Source organism: Xanthobacter sp. NM-59 (assembly GCF_021401125.1).
GTDB lineage: Bacteria > Pseudomonadota > Alphaproteobacteria > Rhizobiales > Xanthobacteraceae > Xanthobacter.
On sequence record NZ_JACBFQ010000002.1, the window covers coordinates 243,841 to 263,015 of the forward strand.

Sequence of the window (19,175 nt, forward strand, 5' to 3'; positions counted from 1 at the left end):
GTCACTTGGTCTCGGGGGCGGACGCGCCGGCCATGACCGTCGCGCCACCCGCCGCATGCTTGGCGAGCACGGCATCCGCGATGGAGGCCGGCAGGGGCTTCGGCTTCTCGATGAAGCCGAGCAGGGGCAGGATGATGAGGAAGTGGACGAAGTAATAGACCGTGAAGATGCGCGACACGATCACGTACCAGCCCTCGGACGGCTGCGAGCCGAGATAGCCCAGGCCCACCGCCACCACCACGAAGATCCAGAAGAAGATCCGGAACAGCGGGCGGTACCGGGCCGAACGCACCTTGGAGGTGTCGAGCCAGGGCAGGAAGGCCAGCACCGCGATGGCCGCGAACATGGCCAGGACGCCGCCGAGCTTGTCCGGGATGGACCGCAGGATGGCGTAGAAGGGCAGGAAGTACCACTCAGGCACGATATGGGCCGGCGTCGACATGGGATTGGCCGGAATATAGTTGTCCGAGTGCCCGAGATAGTTCGGGGTGTAGAAGATGAACCACGAGAAGAAGATCATGAACACCGCGATGGCGAACACGTCCTTCAGGGTCGCGTAGGGGGTGAAGGGCACCGTGTCCTTGCTCACGCTCTTCACATCGATGCCGTCGGGGTTGTTCTGGCCCACATGGTGCAGAGCCCAAATGTGGAGACCGACCACGCCGGCGATCATGAACGGCAGCAGGTAATGCAGCGCGAAGAAGCGGTTGAGGGTGGGGTCACCCACCGAGTAGCCGCCCCACAGCCACTGCACGATCACCTCGCCCACCACCGGGATGGCAGAGAAGAGGTTGGTGATGACGGTGGCGCCCCAGTAGGACATCTGGCCCCAGGGCAGCACGTAACCCATGAAGGCGGTGGCCATCATGAGGAGGTAGATGATGACGCCAAGGATCCACAGCACCTCGCGCGGCGCCTTGTAGGAGCCGTAATAGAGGCCGCGGAAAATATGGATGTACACGGCAATGAAGAACATCGACGCGCCGTTGGCGTGGATGTAGCGCAGGAGCCAGCCGAAGCTCACATCCCGCATGATGTGCTCGACCCGGGCGAAGGCCACCGGAGCGTAAGCCACATAATGCATGGCCAGCACGATGCCGGAGACGATCTGCACCACGAGCATGAAGCTCAGGATCGCGCCGAAAGTCCAAAAGTAATTGAGGTTCTTCGGCACCGGATAGGCGATGGCCGAAGAATGCACCAGCCCCACGATGGGCAGACGGCTTTCAAACCACTGCGCCACCTTGTTCTTGGGCTGATAGGTGGAATGTCCTTCCATGGCGTCCAACCTTTATTGCGCCGGCGACGAACCAGCGTCAGCCGATCACGATCTTCGTATCGGAAGTGAAAGCATAGGGCGGAAGGGCAAGGTTGAGCGGCGCCGGTCCCTGCCGGATGCGGCCGGAGGTGTCGTACACCGAACCGTGGCACGGGCAGAACCAGCCGTCATAGGCCCCCTGATGACCCAGCGGCACGCAACCGAGATGGGTGCAGATGCCGATCACCACCAGCCACTGGTCCTTGCCGGCCTTCACGCGGTCTGCGTCGGGCTGGGGGTCGCGCATGGAGGCGAGGTCGGCCTTCTGCGCCTCTTCGATCTCCTTCTTGGTGCGATGGGAGATGAAGATGGGCTTGCCGCGCCACTGCACGGTCACGATCTGCCCCTCGGCGATGGGGGAGAGGTCCACCTCGGTGGTGGAAAGCGCCAGCACGGAAGCGTCGGGCTGGAGCTGCGACACGAACGGCCACACCATGCCGGCAACGCCCACCGCGCCCACGGCGCCGGTTGCGATATAGAGAAAGTCTCGACGCGTCGCCTTCTGCGACGTCTCCGCATGTGCCACGGCGCTGATCCCCCTTCTGTCGTCCGCCGCTGTCCGCATGGGGGGCTGGACCTTCCCGGTCAGGCCCCTGCGCACGAATATGGCAGAGCGATGAAGCCACAATTATCCATCTTCGAGCGCCTCTAATTGCACCCTCGCCTCATCTTGTCCAGATCATGGCCATGCGGCACGCGGTCTTTTCCCGCGGTGCGACAACGGGGCAATGGCAGCGGGCGTAAGGTCAACACCGCCGCGCAGAGCCCCCGTCATGTATGCAATCGCCGGCTAAGCACACGAAAGCAAAGAATTGCAACCGTATAGGGCGGTTAATCCCTTGTGCGCGCGGGATTCGCCACGGTAACATGCTCATGTAACCTTCCGCCGGTGCAGGCGCCCTGCATTGAACTACCTCATTCCCTATAGGCAGCGTCACATGCGCGCGTGGTGTATCCCAGCAATCGCTTCCCTTGCCGTGGCGATCTCAGGCTTCAGTACCCCGAAGGCCGAGGCCGCCTCCACGCTTCCGGTCACCATCACCAACCTCACCGGCTATACGGGCAAGATCTACGTGACCGTGTACGGGTCCACGAACCCGAACAAGAACGACACTTGGTATTATGTCGCCCAGAGCGGCAAGGCCACCAAGTTCAAGGCATCCACTGCGGCGAAGAATTACGGCTTCTCGTTCTCCGGAAAAAGCACCACCCTGCGCGTGCCCATGCTGCAGTCGGCCCGGGTCTATTTCTCCTTCTGCGAGCCGATCACCCTCAGCGTCAACAGCAAGGGCAACCCCTCCACGCCCGACGGCTGGACCCCGGGTGAGGGGAATTTCGAGACCCCGTTTGACTTCATGGAATATACCTGGGTGACGAATTCCGGCGTGGGCGGCGGCACGCAGATCTGGGCAGACACCACCCAGGTGGATGCCTTCGGCCTTCCCATTCGAATGACCCTTTCCGGCAAGCCCGGCGGCGTTGCCACCACCCTGGTCGGCGGTTTTGACAGCGCCACCGCCGGCACCAACATCATCACCGCCATGACCAAGGCGGGCGCGCCCTGGTCGAACCTCATCGTCAAGGACGCACAGAAACGGCCGATCCGCATCATCTCGCCGGTCCATGCGATGGCGCTGAGCACGAAGGATCCGAACTACTTCGATAATACCCACTGGAACAAATATATCGATCAGGTCTTCACCTATTACGCCAACGCAAAGAATACCTTTTCGATCGATACCGGCGCCACCACCTATACCGGCACGGTGACCAATAACCAGATGGTGCTCACCCCCAAGGGCGGCGGCACGCCCACGATCTTCGGCAAGCCTGACACCCCATATCTTTGGGCCAATGGCGCGCCACCGGTCAGCGGCGGCAACGTGGCGCTGTTGCAGACCTATATCCAGGCGGCCTTCCTGCGCTCCACCTTCCTGACCAACAAGACCCTGTCGAACTGCAGCGGCGCTGCGCCCTACACGGCTTCGCCGGTGAATCAGTATTCCAAGCTCATTCACCAGTATGCCTACAACAAGGGGGCCTATACCTTCCCCTATGACGATGTCTGCTCGCAGAGCAGCACCATCTCACTGCTTCAGCCGACGGCGCTCAACCTGACGCTGTACCCGCTGAACGGATCCATGGCGAAGGTCACCTGCCCCGCCTCCAGGAACTGATGATGGCCCGAAGGTGCCCGCCAGCGCCGGCGGGCACCCTCCCAGGGCTCCCATGATGCTTCTCGCCCTTTATTGTCCTGACATCGCACAAAACGCCGGCACCTGCCTGCGCACCGGGGCCTGCTTCGGTGTTCCGGTCCACATCATTGAGCCGGCGGGCTTTCCCGTGGGCTCGGTCGCCTTCCGGCGGGCCGGCATGGACTATATCGACGCCGTGGACTGGCACCGCCACGCCAGCTTCGACGTCTTCCGCGACATGGTGCGGACACAGGGCCGCCGCCTGGTGCTGTTCACCACCGGAGCCGAACATGCGTTCACGGATTTCCGCTTTGCACCCACGGACGCGCTGCTGTTCGGGCGCGAGTCGGCCGGCGTGCCGGAGGCCGTCCATCACGCAGCCGATGCGCGCGTCACCATCCCCATGCGCGCGGGGCTGCGCTCCCTCAATGTCGCGGTGAGCGCGGGCATCGGGCTTGCCGAGGCCCTGCGCCAGACATCGGGCTTTCCCCGGTCCTGAAGCCTGTCCGGGCGAAGCGGGAGTGGCTCACGTAAGGGAAGTGTGTCACATCAGTCCCGGACGAAGGCGGAGGATCAGTGCCGCAAGCGGACCCGAGCGCGGGCCTGCGGGGGAAGGCGGGCCCCAATGTCCGCCGTGGCGGTTTGTCCAAACGCCCATGAGGCACACGCGCGCGCCTTTGGTATAAGAACTCCTTTTCCGCCGACAGCAACGAAAGCCCCATGTCCGCCGCTCCTCCAACATCCGCCCCGCCCCCAAATCCCATCCTGAGCGAGCGTCAGGCGCGCGCCCGTGCCTGGTTCGAGGAGCTGCAGGGCCGCATCATCGCGGCGTTCGAGACATTGGAGCAGGAAGCGGCGGCGGAGCTCTACGGTCCCACGGCGGGCCGCTTCGAACGCACGCCATGGGCGCGGACGGACCACAGCGGCGCGCCCGGCGGCGGCGGCACCATGGCACTCATGCGCGGGCGGCTGTTCGAGAAGGTGGGCGTGCACACCTCCACCGTGTTCGGCGAGTTCGCGCCCGAGTTCCGCGCGCAGATTCCCGGCGCCGCAGAAGATCCGCGCTTCTGGGCCTCCGGCATCTCCCTCATCGCCCACATGGCGAGCCCGCACGTGCCCGCCGTGCACATGAACACGCGCTTCGTGGTGACGACCAAGGCATGGTTCGGCGGCGGCGCGGACCTCACCCCGGTCCTGGCGCGCCGGCGCACGCAGGACGACCCGGACACCATGGCCTTTCACGCGGCCATGCAAGCGGCCTGCACGCCCCACAAGGTGGCCGACTATGGCCGCTACAAAGCGTGGTGCGACGAGTATTTCTTCCTGAAGCACCGGAGCGAAATGCGCGGCGTTGGCGGCATCTTCTATGATTATCTCGACAGCGCGGCCAAGGGCACCGGCAGCTTCGAGGAGGACTTCGCCTTCACCCGCGATGTGGGCCTGTCCTTCCTCGACATCTACCCCAGGCTGGTGCGCGCCAACATGGCCGCGCCCTGGACCGCCGAGGAGCGCGAGGAACAGCTGATCCGCCGCGGACGCTATGTGGAATTCAACCTGCTCTACGACCGCGGCACCATCTTCGGCCTGAAGACCGGAGGCAATGTGGATTCCATCCTCTCGTCCATGCCACCAGTTGTAAAGTGGCCGTGATAGGCCTGTCATGATGCCCCGATAATGATGCAGGCGGCGCGCATCGCGCCGCAATCGGGGAGAGGGACATGGCGTTCGAGCCGGGAGAGATCGTTCAGCTCAAGTCGGGAAGCCCGGCCTTGACCGTGGTCGAGGTGCAGGAGCAGGACGTCAAGGTGGTGTGGTATGCCGAGGAAGTGGGCGAGTTCCGCTCCCAGAGCCTGCCGGCCGTGTCCCTCGAGACCCTTGATCTGACTGAGTTCGAGATCGAGGAAGACGGGGACGAAGGGGAAGAGGACGAGGACTGATCCTCACCCCACACGCATTCGCCCTACACCATCGGCGCCGGTCTTCGACCGGTGCCAACGGGGTGCGCCCATGAACCCGCTGGCGCGACCGAGGGCCGATGAGCCAGGCTCGCGGGCCCTTGGCGTGCAGCTCCGGCCGCCCAGCCCGGCCTTTGGCGGGGCTTTGGGCGCTGGGATCTTTGGCGACGCGTTACGCAACATCCTCAGCGGAAAAATGTCGTGGCGCGCGAGCCCCGGGCGGCACCAAGCCGCTCCCCCCGCACAGACGCGCCGAGAGCGCCGCAGGGCGAGGCGGAATGGCGTGAGCGCGAACAATTCAGCTCAGCACCGGCGGGAGAAGCGCTCTTCTTCGTCATCGACGGGCGAAGGTTCACGCCAGCTCAGCCGCCGACTCCCTCCGTGCCCAGCGCGGCCTGGATGAGCGCGTCGCGGGCCTCATTCCCCCCCGGAAAATCGGCATCCACCCAGGCATTCTCCGCATAGGCCAAAGCGCGGCCCAGTCCCGGGCCCGGCTTCAGGCCGCCGGCCAGCAGATCGGCGGCGGCCACCGGCAGGCGCGGCGGCGCCCAACTGGTGGCCAGCGCCACGAGGGGCGCCATGTCCGCACGCCCGCGTGCGGCCGCCAGCAGCGCCCGATCCAGAGCCGCCTCGGCACCCGCGCGGTAAACAAAGGCGCGCTGCGCCTGGAACGGGGCGCCCTGCGCCGGCAGGGCCGGGCGCGACGAGGCCATGGCGAAGAGGCGCTGCATTTCCACGTTCGACAGGCGCAATTTCTCGCGCAGGCGCGGCACATCATCCGCCACGCGCAGCGCCAAGGCGGCGAGCCGGCGGATGGCGTCCGGCGCCACGCCGAAGTCCGCCTCGCGCGCGACCAGCCGGCTGAAAGCCCCCACGTCGGCCAGCCCCGCCAGAAGCGGCTGGATGAGCCCACAATCGCTCATCACGTGCAGCGTATGCGCCGCCCCCGGCGCCAGCAGCAGCTTGAGAAGCTCGGCCCGCACCCGCTCGTGGGAAAGACCGCGCAGCCCCTCGCGGCAGCGGATCGCGGCGTGCAGGGCCAGCACGTCCACCGGTCCCTCGCCATAGGCGGCATGGAAGCGGAACAGGCGCAGAATGCGCAGATAATCCTCGCGGATGCGGTTCTCCGCGTCGCCGATGAAGCGCACGCGCCGGGCCGCGAGATCGGCCAGCCCGCCCACCAGATCCACCACCATGCCATCGGGCGAGGCGTAAAGGGCGTTGATGGTGAAGTCGCGCCGGGCGGCGTCATGCGCCCAGCTGCGGCCGAAGCGCACCACGGCGCGGCGGCCGTCGGTCTCCATGTCCTCGCGCAGGGTGGTGACCTCATAGGCCTCGTGGTCCACCACCACGGTCACCGTGCCATGGTCGATACCGGTGGGCACGGGCTTCATGCCGGCGCCGCGCACCCGTTCGCTCACCACCTGGGGCAAGGCGGTTGTGGCAATGTCCACGTCGGTCACCGGCCGGCCCAGCAATGTATTTCGCACCGCGCCGCCCACCACGCGCGCTTCCTCGCCGCCGCCATTGAGCACGGCCAGCAGGTCGCGCAGGCCATGGCGGCTCCAGAAATCGGCCCCTGCGAGAGATGTTCCGCTCATTCGTAATGCCCCGGCACGAAGTGGCCATCGCGGGTTTCAGCCGGAATGTAATGGCTGCCCGGCGGCGCGCTGCGTCCGCCCTCGAACAGCAGCAGCCCCACGATCATCAGCGCCAAGGCGGCCACCACGAGGCCGGCCAGAGCGCGCGGCGACCAATGCTCCGGCACCACCGAGCCCTTGGTGGCAATGAGCAGCGCGCCATAGAGCACGAAGGGGGTGAGGAACAGGGCCAGTTCCACCAGCACGGTGCGCAGCATCAGGCATAGACCCGTTCATAAAGGTTCCGCAGCATGCCGGCGGTGGCGCCCCAGATGAAGCGCCCCTCATACGGCATCGCATAATAATGGCGCAGGGTGCCCTTCCAGTTCCGCGACTGGCGCTGGTGGTTGGCCGGTGTCATGAGGAATTTCAGCGGCACCTCGAAGGCCTCGTCCACCTCGGCGGGGTTGAGGGTCAGGCCATAGGCCGGATCCACCAGGCCCACCACCGGCACAATCCAGAATCCGGTGCCGGAGAGATAGCCGTCGAGATAGCCCAGATGCCGCACCAGGGCGCCATTCAGCCCCACTTCCTCCCACGCCTCGCGCAAAGCGGCGGCCTGCTCATCGGCATCCTCCGGATCCACGCGACCGCCGGGAAAGGCGATCTGGCCCGCATGGTTGGAGAGCTGCGCCGACCTCTGGGTCAGCAGCACGCCGGGCTCGGGACGGGCGATGATGGGCACCAGCACCGCCGCGTGCCGGGGCGGGGCGGTGGGCGCAAGGCCCTCAAGGCTGGGCTGCAAGGCGTGGTCGCCATTCACCCGGCCGAAGGCGGTGTCCGTATAGAAAGGCGGCGGCTCCCGGGAGAGGCCGCGGGCCGCCCGGTCCAGGAAATCGGCAAGGCCGGAGCCCGGCGCGGCGGTTATGGCAGGCGCGTCGCTCATGAGGTGAGCCGCTCCAGGTCGGCCGCCGGCATGATGGGGAAGAACGCCCCGCCGGAGGCGATGCCGAACATCTCCCGCCCGTCCACCACGCGCACCTCGCCCGCCGCGACGAGATCGAAATAGACCGCCCGGGTGAGCCGTGCCTCAAGCCCGTTGCGCACATGCACATAGGGCACGAACTCGCCGGGCGCGGCCCCGGGCGCGAAGCGCAAAGCGTGGCCGGGACCGCAGCGCACGAGATCATCAAGATTGGTGCGGAACACCAGGATGCGGCCGCTCGCGCCCTCCTCCTCCGCCATCTCCACCGCCAGGAACGGGGCGTCGTCCACCTTGATGCCGATCTTCTCCACCGGCGTCTTCAACACATAGCGCGCGCCCTCGCGGGTGAGCACGGAGGCGAACAGGCGCACCAAAGCCGGCCGGCCGATGGGCGTGCCCATGTAGAACCAGGTGCCGTCGGCGGCGATTCGCATATCCATGTCGCCGCAATCGGGCGGATTCCACTTATCCACCGGCGCCGGGCCCGAGCCGCCGGCCGCGCGCGCGGCTGCCAGCAGCGCCTCCAGCCGGCCGCCCCGATCGGCTGCCGCGCCTGCTGGCGCCTCGGTCTGCGCGAGGGTTTGCGTGCCCTGCCCGCCCGCCATGATCTCGTCCTCGCGGTGAGTTGAGAAGATCCCGCCCTCTCCCGGGGAAGAGGGATTAGACGGAACACAATCTTATCGTAAGCTCTCTATCCGGGTGGCGCGACCTTTGCACGGCGAAATCCGGTCGAAGCCCGCAGCGCGGGCGGAACGGGAGCCGTCGCCGGGCGTTTTGTTGCCGCTTTTTGCGGCAAGCCTCGTGCGATGCAGGCCCGATGTTTTGGTGCACGGAGAGTGGTGATGGCGGCTGCCGGCGAGACCTTCGACCTCGATCAGATGATCGTCCGCAATGCGGAAACCGCCGCCGGCCACGTGAAGGCGGCCAAGACCGCCATTTCCGGCGTCATTTTCGGCCAGGACGCGGTGGTGGAGCGGGCGCTCATCACTATTCTCGCCGGCGGCCATGCGCTGCTGGTGGGCGTGCCGGGCCTCGCCAAGACCAAGCTGGTGGAGACGCTGGGCACCGTGCTCGGCCTTGACGCCCGGCGCGTGCAGTTCACGCCCGACCTCATGCCCTCCGACATCCTCGGCGCCGAGGTGCTGGAAGAGACGCCCGGCGGCCAGCGCGCCTTCCGCTTCATCCGCGGGCCCATCTTCGCCCAGCTGCTGATGGCGGACGAGATCAACCGCGCCTCGCCGCGCACCCAATCGGCCCTGCTCCAGGCCATGCAGGAATATCACGTGACGGTGGCCGGCGAGCGCCATGACCTGCCCAAGCCCTTCCACGTGCTCGCCACCCAGAATCCACTGGAGCAGGAGGGCACCTATCCCCTGCCCGAGGCGCAGCTCGACCGCTTCCTGATGCAGATCGACGTGGACTATCCCGACCGGGAGGCCGAGCGGCGCATTCTGTTCGAGACCACCGGCGCCGAGGAAACCAAGCCCCGCGCCGCCATGAGCGTGGAGGACCTCGTTTCGGCCCAGCATCTGGTGCGGCGCCTGCCGGTGGGGGAATCCGTGGTCGAGGCCATCCTCACCCTGGTGCGTTCCGCCCGCCCCGGCTCCGAGGGCGCGGAGCAGCGCTTCATTGCCTGGGGCCCCGGCCCGCGCGCCTCCCAGGCGCTGATGCTGGCGGTACGCGCCCGTGCCCTGCTGGACGGTCGCTTCGCGCCCTCCGTGGACGATGTGGTGGCCCTGGCCGAACCGGTATTGAAGCACCGCATGGCACTCACCTTCGCCGCGCGGGCGGAAGGCGAGAGCGTGCCCCACATCATCCGCCGGCTGGTGGAGCGGCTCGGCTGACGCGGGCAGGATCGAACGCAGTGGAAGAGACCTCCCCCGCCTCCCGCACCGTGGCCGAGGCCGCCCTTCAGGCCGCCGGTCTGGTTGCGGCCATGCCGCGCCTGGTGCTGGAGGCGCGCCGCATCGCCTCTTCCGTCGCCCATGGCCTGCACGGGCGGCGGCGCGCGGGCGCGGGCGAGAACTTCTGGCAGTATCGCCGCTTCCTGGGCGGGGAGCCGGCCGCGCGGGTGGACTGGCGCCGCTCGGCCCGGGACGACCATCTTTACGTGCGCGAACGCGAATGGGAGGCCGCCCACACCGTCTGGCTCTGGCCCGACCTTTCCGCTTCCATGGACTATGCCACCGCGAACCACCCGCGAAAGCGGGAACGGGCGCTGGTGATCGCCTTCGCCTTGGCGGACCTGCTGGTGCGCGGCGGCGAGCGGGTGGGCATGCCCGGCCTGATGCCGCCCAGCGCCAACCGCAACATCGTGGAGCGCATGGCGGAAAACCTGGTGCTCGCCCCCGCGCTGCCGGCGAGCCTGCCGCCCCTCTTCACCCCCGCGCCCACCTCCGAGCTGGTGCTTTTGGGCGATTTCTGGAGCCCGGCGGACGAGGTGGCGGCGCGCATCGCCGCCCTCGGCTCCAGCGGCGCCCATGGCCACGTGGTGCAGATCGTGGACCCGGCGGAGGAGACCTTTCCCTTCTCCGGCCGCATCGAATTCGCCGATCCGGAAGGGGGCGAAAAGCTCACCGTGGGCCGCGCGGAAAGCTGGCGATCGGATTATGAGATGAAGCTCGAGGCCCATCGCGCCCGCCTGCGCGCCGCTGCCGAGCGGCATGGCTGGAGCTTCATCGTGCACCGCACCGACCAGCCCGCCAGCGCGCTTCTGCTGAACCTGCACATGCGCATGGGTGTCGGCGGCCCGGCACTGGCGATGGGGGGACGTGCCTGATGTTCGGCCTGCCCCTCGCTTTCTCCGCGCCGCTGCTGCTGTCCGCCTTCCTGGCCCTGCCGCTGCTCTGGTACGTGCTGCGGGTGGTGCCGCCCAAGCCGCGCACCCTCGCCTTTCCGCCCACGCGGCTGCTGTTCGACATCAAGCCCAAGGAGGAGAGCGCGGCGCGCACGCCCTGGTGGCTCACCGCCTTGCGCATGCTGCTGGCGGCCCTTGTGATCCTGGCCGCCGCCGGCCCCATCTGGAACCCGCCGGCGGCGGGCCCGGCAAGCGAGGGGCCGCTGCTTCTGGTCATCGACCAGGGCTGGCCCGCGGCGGGCCAGTGGGAGGCGCGCATGTCCGCTGCCGGCGCGCTCATCGACGAGGCGGCCAATGCCGGGCGCGGCATCGCCCTCATCCCCACCGGCGACGTGCCGCGCGACGCCACCCTTCTCACCCCCGCAGCCGCCCGCGACCGGCTGCGCTCGCTGCAGCCGGTGCCCTATGCGCCGGCCCGCGCCGAGGCTTTCGCCCTGGCGGCGAAGATGCGCGCCGGAGAGCCCCAGGCCGGCATCGTCTTCCTCTCCGACGGCGTGGACATGGCTGCCGATGGCGACCTTGCCGCCGCCCTCGCGCCCCTGAAGGAGGGCTCTTCGCTGGTGGTGAGCGGCGGCGCCGCCGCGCCGCTCGCCCTCGCCAACCCGGAAAATGGCGCCGACGCCCTCACCGTGAAGGTGCTGCGTCCCGCCGGCGGGGCACCCCGCGCCGGGCGGGTGGAAGCCAAGGACATGCGCGGCCTCACCTTGGCCGACGCCCCCTTCACCCTGCCCGAGGGCGCCAACGCCAGCGAGGCCCGGTTCACGCTGCCGGTGGAAATCCGCAACGAGATCGCCCGGCTCGACATCGTGGGCGAGACCTCGGCCGGCGCGGTGCAGCTCATCGACAAGAGCTGGCGGCGGCGCACCGTCGGCATCGTCTCCGGCACCAGCACGGACACCGGGCAGCCGCTGCTTGCCCCCACCTATTACCTCACCCGCGCCCTCGCCCCCTATGCGGACCTGCGCGTGGCGGAGACCGGCTCGGCCATCGAGAACATCAACCACTTCCTGGAGCAGCGCGTGCCCGTTCTGCTGCTGCCGGACGTGGGCACCATTCCCCCCGCCACGCGGGCGCGGCTGGCCCAGTTCGTGGAGAATGGCGGCGTGCTGGTGCGCTTCGCCGGCCCCCGCCTCGCCAATGCGCAGGACGATCTTTTGCCGGTGAAGCTGCGGCGCGGCGGGCGCGTGCTGGGCGGCTCCCTCTCCTGGGAAACGCCCCAGCCGCTGGGCGCGCTGACCCCGGAAGGCCCGTTCCGCGACATGAAGGTGCCCACCGACGTGAGCGTGAACCGGCAAGTGCTGGCCGAGCCCGACAGCGCCCTGGGCGAGCACACCTGGGCGGCGCTGAGCGACGGCACGCCCCTCGTCACCGGCACCCGCATGGGCAAGGGGGCACTGGTGCTGTTCCATGTCACCGCCGACACGTCCTGGTCCAATTTGCCCCTTTCCGGCACCTTCGTGGACATGCTGCGCCGCGTGATCGCCCTTTCCGATGCCCCGCCCGCTCTCGAGGCCGGCGCTGCCGACGCGCCGCGCGGCCTGGAACGGCCGGAGATCGCCACCCTCGCGCCCTCCCGCGTGCTGGATGGCTTCGGCGCCTTCCACCCGCCCGGCCCCATGGCGCGGGCCATTCCCGCCGATTTCACCGGCCGCGCCGGGGCCGACCATCCCCCCGGCTTCTATGGCCCGCCCGACGGGCTGGTGGCCGTAAACGTGCTTCTGCCCTCCGATGCGCCCAAGGCCATCGACTTTTCCGCCCTCGGCCTGCGCACCGAGCCGCTGCAGGAGAGCACGCCGCGAGACCTTGCGGGCCTCGCCCTCATCGCCGCCATGGTGCTCCTGCTGCTGGACACGCTGGCGGTGTTCTATCTGGCGGGCGGCCTCACCCGTCTCGGCGGGAAGCGGGCCACAGCCGCCGCGCTGATGGCCCTTGCCCTGCTGGCGGCCGCGGCACCGCCCACACCGGCCAGGGCCAGCGACGATGCCTTCGCGCTCCAGGCCACGGGGCAGACGCGCTTCGCCTTCGTCGTGACCGGTGACCCCGAGGTGGACGACATTTCCCGCGCGGGGCTCAGCGGGCTTGCCACCTTCGTGGGCCAGCGCACCGCCCTGCAGGCAGGGGAGGCCATGGGGGTGGATCTGGCGAAGGACGAGCTCACCTTCTTCCCCTTTATCTATTGGCCCATCCTGCCGAACACGCCGGTGCCCCCGCCCGCCGTGCTCGCCAAGCTCGATGCCTATATGAAGCAGGGCGGCACCGTGATCTTCGACACCCGCGACGCCATCGAGGCGTCCAACGTGCCCGGCGCGCCGCTGACGCCCGCCGCCGCGAAGCTGCGCCAGATCCTCTCCGGCCTCGACATTCCCGAGCTCGCCCCGGTGCCGCGCGACCATGTGCTGACCAAGGCCTTCTATCTCCTGAAGGACTTCCCCGGCCGCTATACCGGCGGCACCACCTGGGTGGAGGCCCTGCCCCCCGGCGACGACACCGACCGGCCGGCCCGCGCTGGCGACGGCGTCTCGCCCGTCATCATCACATCCAACGATCTGGCGGGAGCCTGGGCGGTGACGCGATCGGGCGAGCCCATGCTGCCCCTCACCCCCGGGGAGCCGCGCCAGCGCGAGCTCGCCTTCCGCGCCGGGGCCAACATGGCCATGTATGTGCTGACCGGAAACTACAAGGCCGACCAGGTGCACGTGCCCGCCCTCCTGGAAAGGCTCGGCCAATGATCCGCGCCGCATACAAGGGGGCCTGACATGAGCTACGGCCTTTCCTTCGCCCCCTTCGTCTCCTGGCAGGTGCTGATCGCCTTCGCGGCGGCGGCGGCCGTGCTGGCGCTGCTGCTCCTGGCCACCCGCACGCGCGGCGCTGCCTTTCGCGCCCTGGCCCTGCTGGTGGGCCTGGCCGCCCTCGCCAACCCCTCGCTCACCCGGGAGGAGCGCGAGCCCCTGCCCTCCGTGGTGGCCGTGGTGGTGGACAAGAGCGCGAGCCAGTCCTTCGGCGAGCGCACCGCCCAGACCGAGGCCGCCCGCGCCACCCTGGAAGGCCGCCTCAAGGCCCTGCCGGGGGTGGAGGTGCGCACCATCACCGCCGATGCCAATGCCAGCGATGGCGACGGCACCCGCCTGTTCTCCGCCCTATCCGCCGGCCTTGCGGACGTGCCGCCGGAACGGGTGGCGGGCGCCGTGCTCATCACCGACGGGCGGGTGCATGACGTGCCGTCCAATGCCCAGTCCCTGGGCTTCTCGGCGCCCATCCACGCCCTCGTTTCCGGCCAGGACGGCGAGCGCGACCGGCGCATCGCGCTGGAAAAGACGCCGCGCTTCGGCATCGTGGGGCAGAAGCAGTCCATCACCTTCCGCGTGACCGACGAGGGCGTGCCCCCCGGCGCGCGCGTGGGCGTGACCGTGCGGCGCGACGGCGAGGTGATCGCCCGCCCCATCGTCACCGCCGGGCGGAGCGAGAGCATCGACGTGGACATCACCCACGCCGGCCCCAACATCGTCGAGTTCGAGGTGCCCCCCCTCGAAAACGAGCTGACCACGGTGAACAACCGCACCGCCGTGGCCATTGACGGCGTGCGCGACAAATTGAAGGTGCTGCTGGTTTCCGGCGAGCCCAACGCCGGCGAGCGCACCTGGCGTAACCTCTTGAAGAGCGACGCGAATGTGGACCTCGTCCACTTCACCATCCTGCGCCCGCCGGAGAAGCAGGACGGAACGCCCATCAACGAACTTTCGCTGATCGCGTTCCCCACGCGCGAGCTGTTCCAGACCAAGATCAAGGATTTCGACCTGATCATCTTCGACCGCTACGCCCAGCAAGGCGTGCTGCCGCAGGTGTATCTGGACAATATCGTGCGCTATGTGCGCGGCGGCGGCGCCGTGCTGGTAGCCTCGGGCCTCGATTATGTGGAGCCCGGCTCGCTCTACAACACGCCGCTGGACGAAATCCTGCCGGCCGTGCCCACCGGCGCGGTGACCGAAGCGCCCTTCCACCCCCGCCTCACCGACAAGGGCAAGCGCCACCCGGTGACCCGCGATCTGCCCGGCGCCAATGCCGAGCCGCCCAATTGGAGCCGCTTCTTCCGCGTGATCGACACCGTTCCGCGCTCAGGCACGGAGCTGATGGCGGCTCCCGGCGACAAGCCCATTCTGCTGGTGGACAAGGCCGGCGAGGGGCGCGTGGCCCAGCTGCTGTCCGACCATATCTGGCTGTGGGCGCGCGGCTATGAGGGTGGCGGGCCGCACATCGACCTGCTGCGGCGCCTCTCCCACTGGCTCATGAAGGAGCCGGACCTGGAAGAGGAGCGCCTGAAGCTCACCGTCGCCGGGCGCGAGCTGACGGTGGAACGCCAAACCATGGGCGACAGTGTTCCGCCGGCCGTGGTCACCACCCCATCCGGCGCCACCCGCACGCTGACCCTCAAGGAAGCCAAGCCCGGCCTGTGGCGCGCCACCACCCCCGCCGACGAGCTGGGCCTGTGGCGGGCCACCAATGGCGAGCTGACGGCGCTGGCCAATATCGGCCCGCTCAACCCCAAGGAATTCGCCGAGGTCACCAGCACCCGCGAGGTTCTTGCCCCCATCGCCGCCGCCACTGGCGGGCGGGTGTGGCGGATCGCCGATCTCCCCGGCGGAGTGCCACGGGTGGTGCAGGTTTCCTCCGCGGACCGGCTGGCGGGCGACGACTGGATGGGCCTGCGCACCCGCGACGTGTCGGTGGTACGCGGCATCGGCCTGTTCCCGGTGTTCGCGGGGCTCAGCGGCCTTCTGCTGCTGCTCGGCATGCTCACCGCCACCTGGGTGCGGGAGGGACGCTGACGGCCCGATCCGCGCCGCGCCCGGGATTGCCGCACTGTCCGGGGAACCGGAGGCGCTCGCCGCGCGCGTCGCCTTTCGCGCCGGGAACGCGCCCTTCGCACCCCGGCGAGCCGGTCTCCTGCACTGTGTGGGACTGCTGGGCTGAGCAGGACCCCTTTCACGCGGGGCGAGCGCGCAGCGAAGGTCTCAAGCCCGGCGGATGCGCGCGCACGTCGAGTGACACGAGCCAGCCAGCATCTCGTCCATCGACAAAAGAGGGGCCGCGGCAGTCGCTCAGCGGCAAGGCGGGGCCCCGGAATCGTGGCTTCGCGCTCACCTCGTCCATGATTGGCGTCGAGATCACCGGGATCACCGGCTTGCGCGCCAGGCTCTCCGCCTCCGGGCGTCCGTTGAATGGACGGGCGGAAGATAGCAGTGGGCAGGCCAAGGCCGCACCGGCACGCCCGCGAACGCGGTGCAAGCTCCGGCGTGGCCGCGACAAACGCGCTCGCAACACCATCGCGGCGGGTCTGGCGTGCCGTTGGCCGGCCGCGTGCGCTCCTCCCCGCGTTCAGTCGCCCGTCATTCCGCGCCTGAACCGTTGCCGTGACACCAGTCCTTCACACCAACCGGGGGTCGCTTCATTGGGAAATGGCTTCGTCACACGTGTCGCGCACGGCGACACCGCTGCCGCGATCTCCCCCGACAGGCCGACGGAAACGACCACCGCATCCTACGCGCGGTCACAAAAGCTCTTCGGCCGGCAACCAAAGGGAAGCGAGTCGTATGAGGGAGGTGTATTGCGCAGCAGAAAATGCAGGCGGCTCAACTGCGGGAACGCAGGAGCATGGGCGGATGGAATGAGGGCGTTCGCCGGGGGTCGACGAACGCCCTTTATCCAGACCGATGACGCTGACACCTGACGATCGGCCTACACCCTCCAAAGCAAGACGCAGGCCAACTTCAGAAAATCCAGATATATGATGCGCTCTCGGCGCATACACTAGATATAGATATGCGCCAATGGCGGAGACGCGCGCGCTGCAATTTGGTTTTGCATTTTGCGAAACCTGCATAAGCATTTTGCAAAATGCAAAACAGTTCCCGCCGGCGATGCCCTACCAAAGCACCGGGAGGCCGCGCCGTCTACGGCGCGCCCCCTCGAACGCTCACTCGTGCCATCCGGCAGAGGCCCCGCGACTGTGGCCTGGGCTTGTTGTGCCATGCCGAGCTTGCGCGGAGGTGGCGGGTCACCACACTTCGCAGGCTGCCCTCAGCCGCGAGGCTTCGCGCGCCCGCTTTCGGCCACCAGCCACATGTCGAGGAAGCCATCGAGCCAGCGGCACACGGCGGCGTCATAGCGGCTCCAGCCGGCCAGATGCGCCTCGCCCGGCTGGGCGCCACGCTTGGTGAGGTTGTGCGCCCCCCGGACGGTCCACAGGCACATCATTTCCCGCGTCACTTCGGGGTGGAACTGAAGGGCGTACGCACTCTCGCCATAGCGAAACGCCTGATTGGGAAAAACCTCCCCCGTGGCCAGCAATTCCGCCCCGGGCGGCAGCTCGAAACCTTCCGAATGCCAGTGGTAGACGTGGCTCGGCCAGTTCAGCAGCGCGGCTCCAGTATCGGTGGCGGCGAGGGGATAATAGCCGATCTCGCAAGCCCCCTCCTGATGGGGGGACACCTGGGCCCCCAGGGCCTTGGCCATCATCTGTGCACCCAGGCAGATGCCCAGAAGCGGCGTTTCCGCCTCCAGCGCCTTGGCGATGAAATCGATCTCGGCACGCACGAAGGGCAGATCGTCATTGGCGCTCATGGGCCCGCCGAACACCACCGCCCCCGCATAGGATGACAGCGTATCGGGCAGCGGATCACCCAGAGCGGGACGCCGCACATCCAGCCGATAGCCGCGCCGCTCCAGCCGCTCGCCCACGCGGCCGGGCGTGGAATGAGCCTGATGCACGATGATCAGAATGTCGGTGCAATCCACGCTCTCGCGCTCAGGCGCATCGGCGCGCGCGCACGGCGGGCGGGTCCCGTTCTCCTGAAGCGCATCAATGCCGCCGGCAGATGCGGCGGACCGCGGCGCTGCCATGGCCCCAGCCGCGGGACCGGCTCCGCGCGTTTCATCGCGCGCGCCTTGTTCCCGCGCCGCGCCGCAAAACCCACCTGTCCAAGCGCTAGTCCTGTCGTTCACCGCCGTTTTCCGCCTCCTCACGGATCTCGCGACGGATCTCGACCCGGTCGCGCGTGTCCACATTCAGCAGCTCCGCCGCGCGCCACACGAGATTGTCCTCAAACTCGGTCAAGGTGCCGTCCGCGAAGGCCACCTGGAACATCATCTCCACGATGCGCCGGCGCCCCTCATCGTCCAGCGCCCGGTTCAGCACGCTGGTGAAAGCATAAAGATCAACGGCTTCCGCATCCTTGGCAATGGCCAATTCCACCAGGGCGTCACTTTCGGTGCCGCTCAGCGCGAAACGATCCTCCAGGACACGCTTCAGCACCGCGCGTTCCGAATCGGTGACCACGCCGTCGACGGTGATGACATGCACCAGCAAGGCGGCGGCAGCGAGGCGGTAATCATCGGCGCCGAACGCCGTCAGCTCCCGGCGGCCACCGGTGATGTCCGAGATGAAGTCTGCAAGGCTGCGGAACATGCTTTGGGGCATCCTGTGGCTCGAAACGGCGTCGCGGAACCCTGAGGGCCCGTCGTCGCACCGGTGAACAAAACGGAACTCGATGCTACATGGGCGCGAGGCGCCGGCACGCAAGGGCCGTGGCCCTTCACCCTGCCCCGCCCCTTGCCATGATGCCGCCACCGAGGCAACCGCCGCAACCGGGAACCGCGGGCCGGCCCACCCCTGCGGCGAAGCCCGCGATGTGCCATGATGGGCGATCGGGAATCGAACCGCGCCGGGCCGGAGCCGGCAGAGCAGGAGGCCATCCAGTGCTCGATCAGCCCGCCGGCCGCGGCACCATCCTGCTGGTGGAGGACGAGCCGTTCGTGGCGCTCGTGGCCCAGCAGGTGCTGGAGGACCACGGCTTCACGGTGACAGTGGCCGCCCATGGCCGCGCTGCCCTGGAGCATGCGGGCAATTCCGCCGGCCAAGCGCTGCTGCTCGCCGTGGTGGACATGGGCCTTCCAGACATGAGCGGGGGCGATGTGGTGCGCGCACTGCGCGGGCTCCTCCCCCATCTGCCCGTCATCGTCGCCACGGGCTATGCCGCGGAGGAGGTCGAGGGCGAGCTCGCGGGGTTGGACAAGGTGGTGGTGATCCGCAAGCCCTATGACGTGCGAACCCTGCGAGCCACCCTGCGCGGCTTCGACATCGACATGCCCGAGGACTAGAAGCACCACCGCCGCCGCGTCGACATCAGCCAGGATGATCTGCCACCACGCGGAAGGCGCGATGGAAGGCTGGCGCGCGGACATGGCTGGCGCGGCCTGCCCGCACGCAAGCCTTGCCCCGCCCCGCCGGG

Annotated in this window: 17 protein-coding genes; 9 read left to right on the forward strand and 8 right to left on the reverse strand. The window is 68.4% G+C overall.

The genetic code is table 11. The features are described from left to right. Position 1 precedes the first annotated feature (1 nt). Both L0966_RS06440 and petA read right to left on the reverse strand, forming a co-directional pair. Positions 2 to 1,279, reverse strand: coding sequence for a cytochrome b/b6 (locus tag L0966_RS06440; RefSeq protein ID WP_234051041.1), 1,278 nt, complete (start codon positions 1,277 to 1,279; stop codon positions 2 to 4). Positions 1,280 to 1,316: 37 nt separating this feature from the next. After that, the gene (petA, locus tag L0966_RS06445) at positions 1,317 to 1,844 is read right to left on the reverse strand and encodes a ubiquinol-cytochrome c reductase iron-sulfur subunit (RefSeq protein WP_234051042.1); all 528 of its coding nucleotides are present in this window, start codon (positions 1,842 to 1,844) and stop codon (positions 1,317 to 1,319) included. Positions 1,845 to 2,295: 451 nt separating this feature from the next. Between petA and L0966_RS06450 the strand changes: the two genes are divergently transcribed. The 4 genes from L0966_RS06450 (at position 2,296) to L0966_RS06465 (ending at position 5,450) form a co-directional block, all read left to right on the forward strand. Further along, positions 2,296 to 3,495, forward strand: coding sequence for a beta-1,3-glucanase family protein (locus L0966_RS06450; protein WP_234051043.1), 1,200 nt, complete (start codon positions 2,296 to 2,298; stop codon positions 3,493 to 3,495). A 55-nt stretch (positions 3,496 to 3,550) separates the two neighbouring features. After that, complete coding sequence (locus L0966_RS06455) at positions 3,551 to 4,012, forward strand: tRNA (cytidine(34)-2'-O)-methyltransferase (RefSeq protein WP_234051301.1); 462 nt, start codon at positions 3,551 to 3,553, stop codon at positions 4,010 to 4,012. 221 nt (positions 4,013 to 4,233) lie between these two features. Continuing rightward, positions 4,234 to 5,163 (forward strand): oxygen-dependent coproporphyrinogen oxidase, encoded by a 930-nt coding sequence (gene hemF / locus L0966_RS06460; RefSeq protein WP_234051044.1) that lies wholly within the window; start codon positions 4,234 to 4,236, stop codon positions 5,161 to 5,163. A 68-nt stretch (positions 5,164 to 5,231) separates the two neighbouring features. Then, positions 5,232 to 5,450, forward strand: a complete 219-nt coding sequence (locus L0966_RS06465; RefSeq protein ID WP_234051045.1) for a YodC family protein — start codon at positions 5,232 to 5,234, stop codon at positions 5,448 to 5,450. 380 nt (positions 5,451 to 5,830) lie between these two features. On the opposite strand, the gene L0966_RS06470 is transcribed toward L0966_RS06465, so the two are convergent. The 4 genes from L0966_RS06470 to L0966_RS06485 are packed head-to-tail and all read right to left on the reverse strand — an operon-like array spanning position 5,831 to position 8,638. After that, positions 5,831 to 7,069 carry a CCA tRNA nucleotidyltransferase gene (locus tag L0966_RS06470; RefSeq protein WP_234051046.1) on the reverse strand — a complete coding sequence of 413 codons (1,239 nt, stop codon included), beginning with the start codon at positions 7,067 to 7,069 and terminating at the stop codon, positions 5,831 to 5,833. Further along, a complete protein-coding gene (locus L0966_RS06475) occupies positions 7,066 to 7,326 on the reverse strand; it encodes a DUF6111 family protein (RefSeq protein ID WP_234051047.1) in 261 nt (86 codons plus the stop codon). Before L0966_RS06475 ends, L0966_RS06470 begins: the two co-directional genes overlap by 4 nt. Continuing rightward, positions 7,326 to 7,994, reverse strand: coding sequence for a CoA pyrophosphatase (locus L0966_RS06480; RefSeq protein ID WP_234051048.1), 669 nt, complete (start codon positions 7,992 to 7,994; stop codon positions 7,326 to 7,328). Before L0966_RS06480 ends, L0966_RS06475 begins: the two co-directional genes overlap by 1 nt. Then, on the reverse strand, positions 7,991 to 8,638 hold the full coding sequence (locus L0966_RS06485) for a DUF1285 domain-containing protein (RefSeq protein WP_234051049.1): 648 nt from the start codon (positions 8,636 to 8,638) through the stop codon (positions 7,991 to 7,993). Before L0966_RS06485 ends, L0966_RS06480 begins: the two co-directional genes overlap by 4 nt. Before the next feature lie 237 nt (positions 8,639 to 8,875). On the opposite strand from L0966_RS06485, the gene L0966_RS06490 reads away from it, so the two are divergent. Genes L0966_RS06490 through L0966_RS06505 form a run of 4 tightly spaced genes read left to right on the forward strand, consistent with a single transcriptional unit; the run spans position 8,876 to position 15,713 of the window. Continuing rightward, positions 8,876 to 9,877: a MoxR family ATPase gene (locus tag L0966_RS06490; RefSeq protein WP_234051050.1), complete on the forward strand. Its 1,002-nt coding sequence runs from the start codon at positions 8,876 to 8,878 to the stop codon at positions 9,875 to 9,877. A gap of 20 nt (positions 9,878 to 9,897) precedes the next feature. Beyond that, positions 9,898 to 10,812 (forward strand): DUF58 domain-containing protein, encoded by a 915-nt coding sequence (locus L0966_RS06495; RefSeq protein ID WP_370640657.1) that lies wholly within the window; start codon positions 9,898 to 9,900, stop codon positions 10,810 to 10,812. Next, positions 10,812 to 13,619 (forward strand): DUF4159 domain-containing protein, encoded by a 2,808-nt coding sequence (locus L0966_RS06500; protein WP_234051051.1) that lies wholly within the window; start codon positions 10,812 to 10,814, stop codon positions 13,617 to 13,619. Before L0966_RS06495 ends, L0966_RS06500 begins: the two co-directional genes overlap by 1 nt. Positions 13,620 to 13,646: 27 nt before the next feature. After that, positions 13,647 to 15,713, forward strand: coding sequence for a hypothetical protein (locus L0966_RS06505; protein ID WP_234051052.1), 2,067 nt, complete (start codon positions 13,647 to 13,649; stop codon positions 15,711 to 15,713). Between the two features lie 1,252 nt (positions 15,714 to 16,965). Here L0966_RS06505 and L0966_RS06510 read toward each other — a convergent pair. After that, positions 16,966 to 17,787, reverse strand: coding sequence for a glutamine amidotransferase (locus L0966_RS06510; RefSeq protein WP_234051053.1), 822 nt, complete (start codon positions 17,785 to 17,787; stop codon positions 16,966 to 16,968). Between the two features lie 85 nt (positions 17,788 to 17,872). Continuing rightward, positions 17,873 to 18,352 (reverse strand): TerB family tellurite resistance protein, encoded by a 480-nt coding sequence (locus L0966_RS06515; RefSeq protein ID WP_234051054.1) that lies wholly within the window; start codon positions 18,350 to 18,352, stop codon positions 17,873 to 17,875. 290 nt (positions 18,353 to 18,642) lie between these two features. On the opposite strand from L0966_RS06515, the gene L0966_RS06520 reads away from it, so the two are divergent. Next, positions 18,643 to 19,044 (forward strand): response regulator, encoded by a 402-nt coding sequence (locus L0966_RS06520; protein WP_234051055.1) that lies wholly within the window; start codon positions 18,643 to 18,645, stop codon positions 19,042 to 19,044. Positions 19,045 to 19,175: the final 131 nt, after the last annotated feature.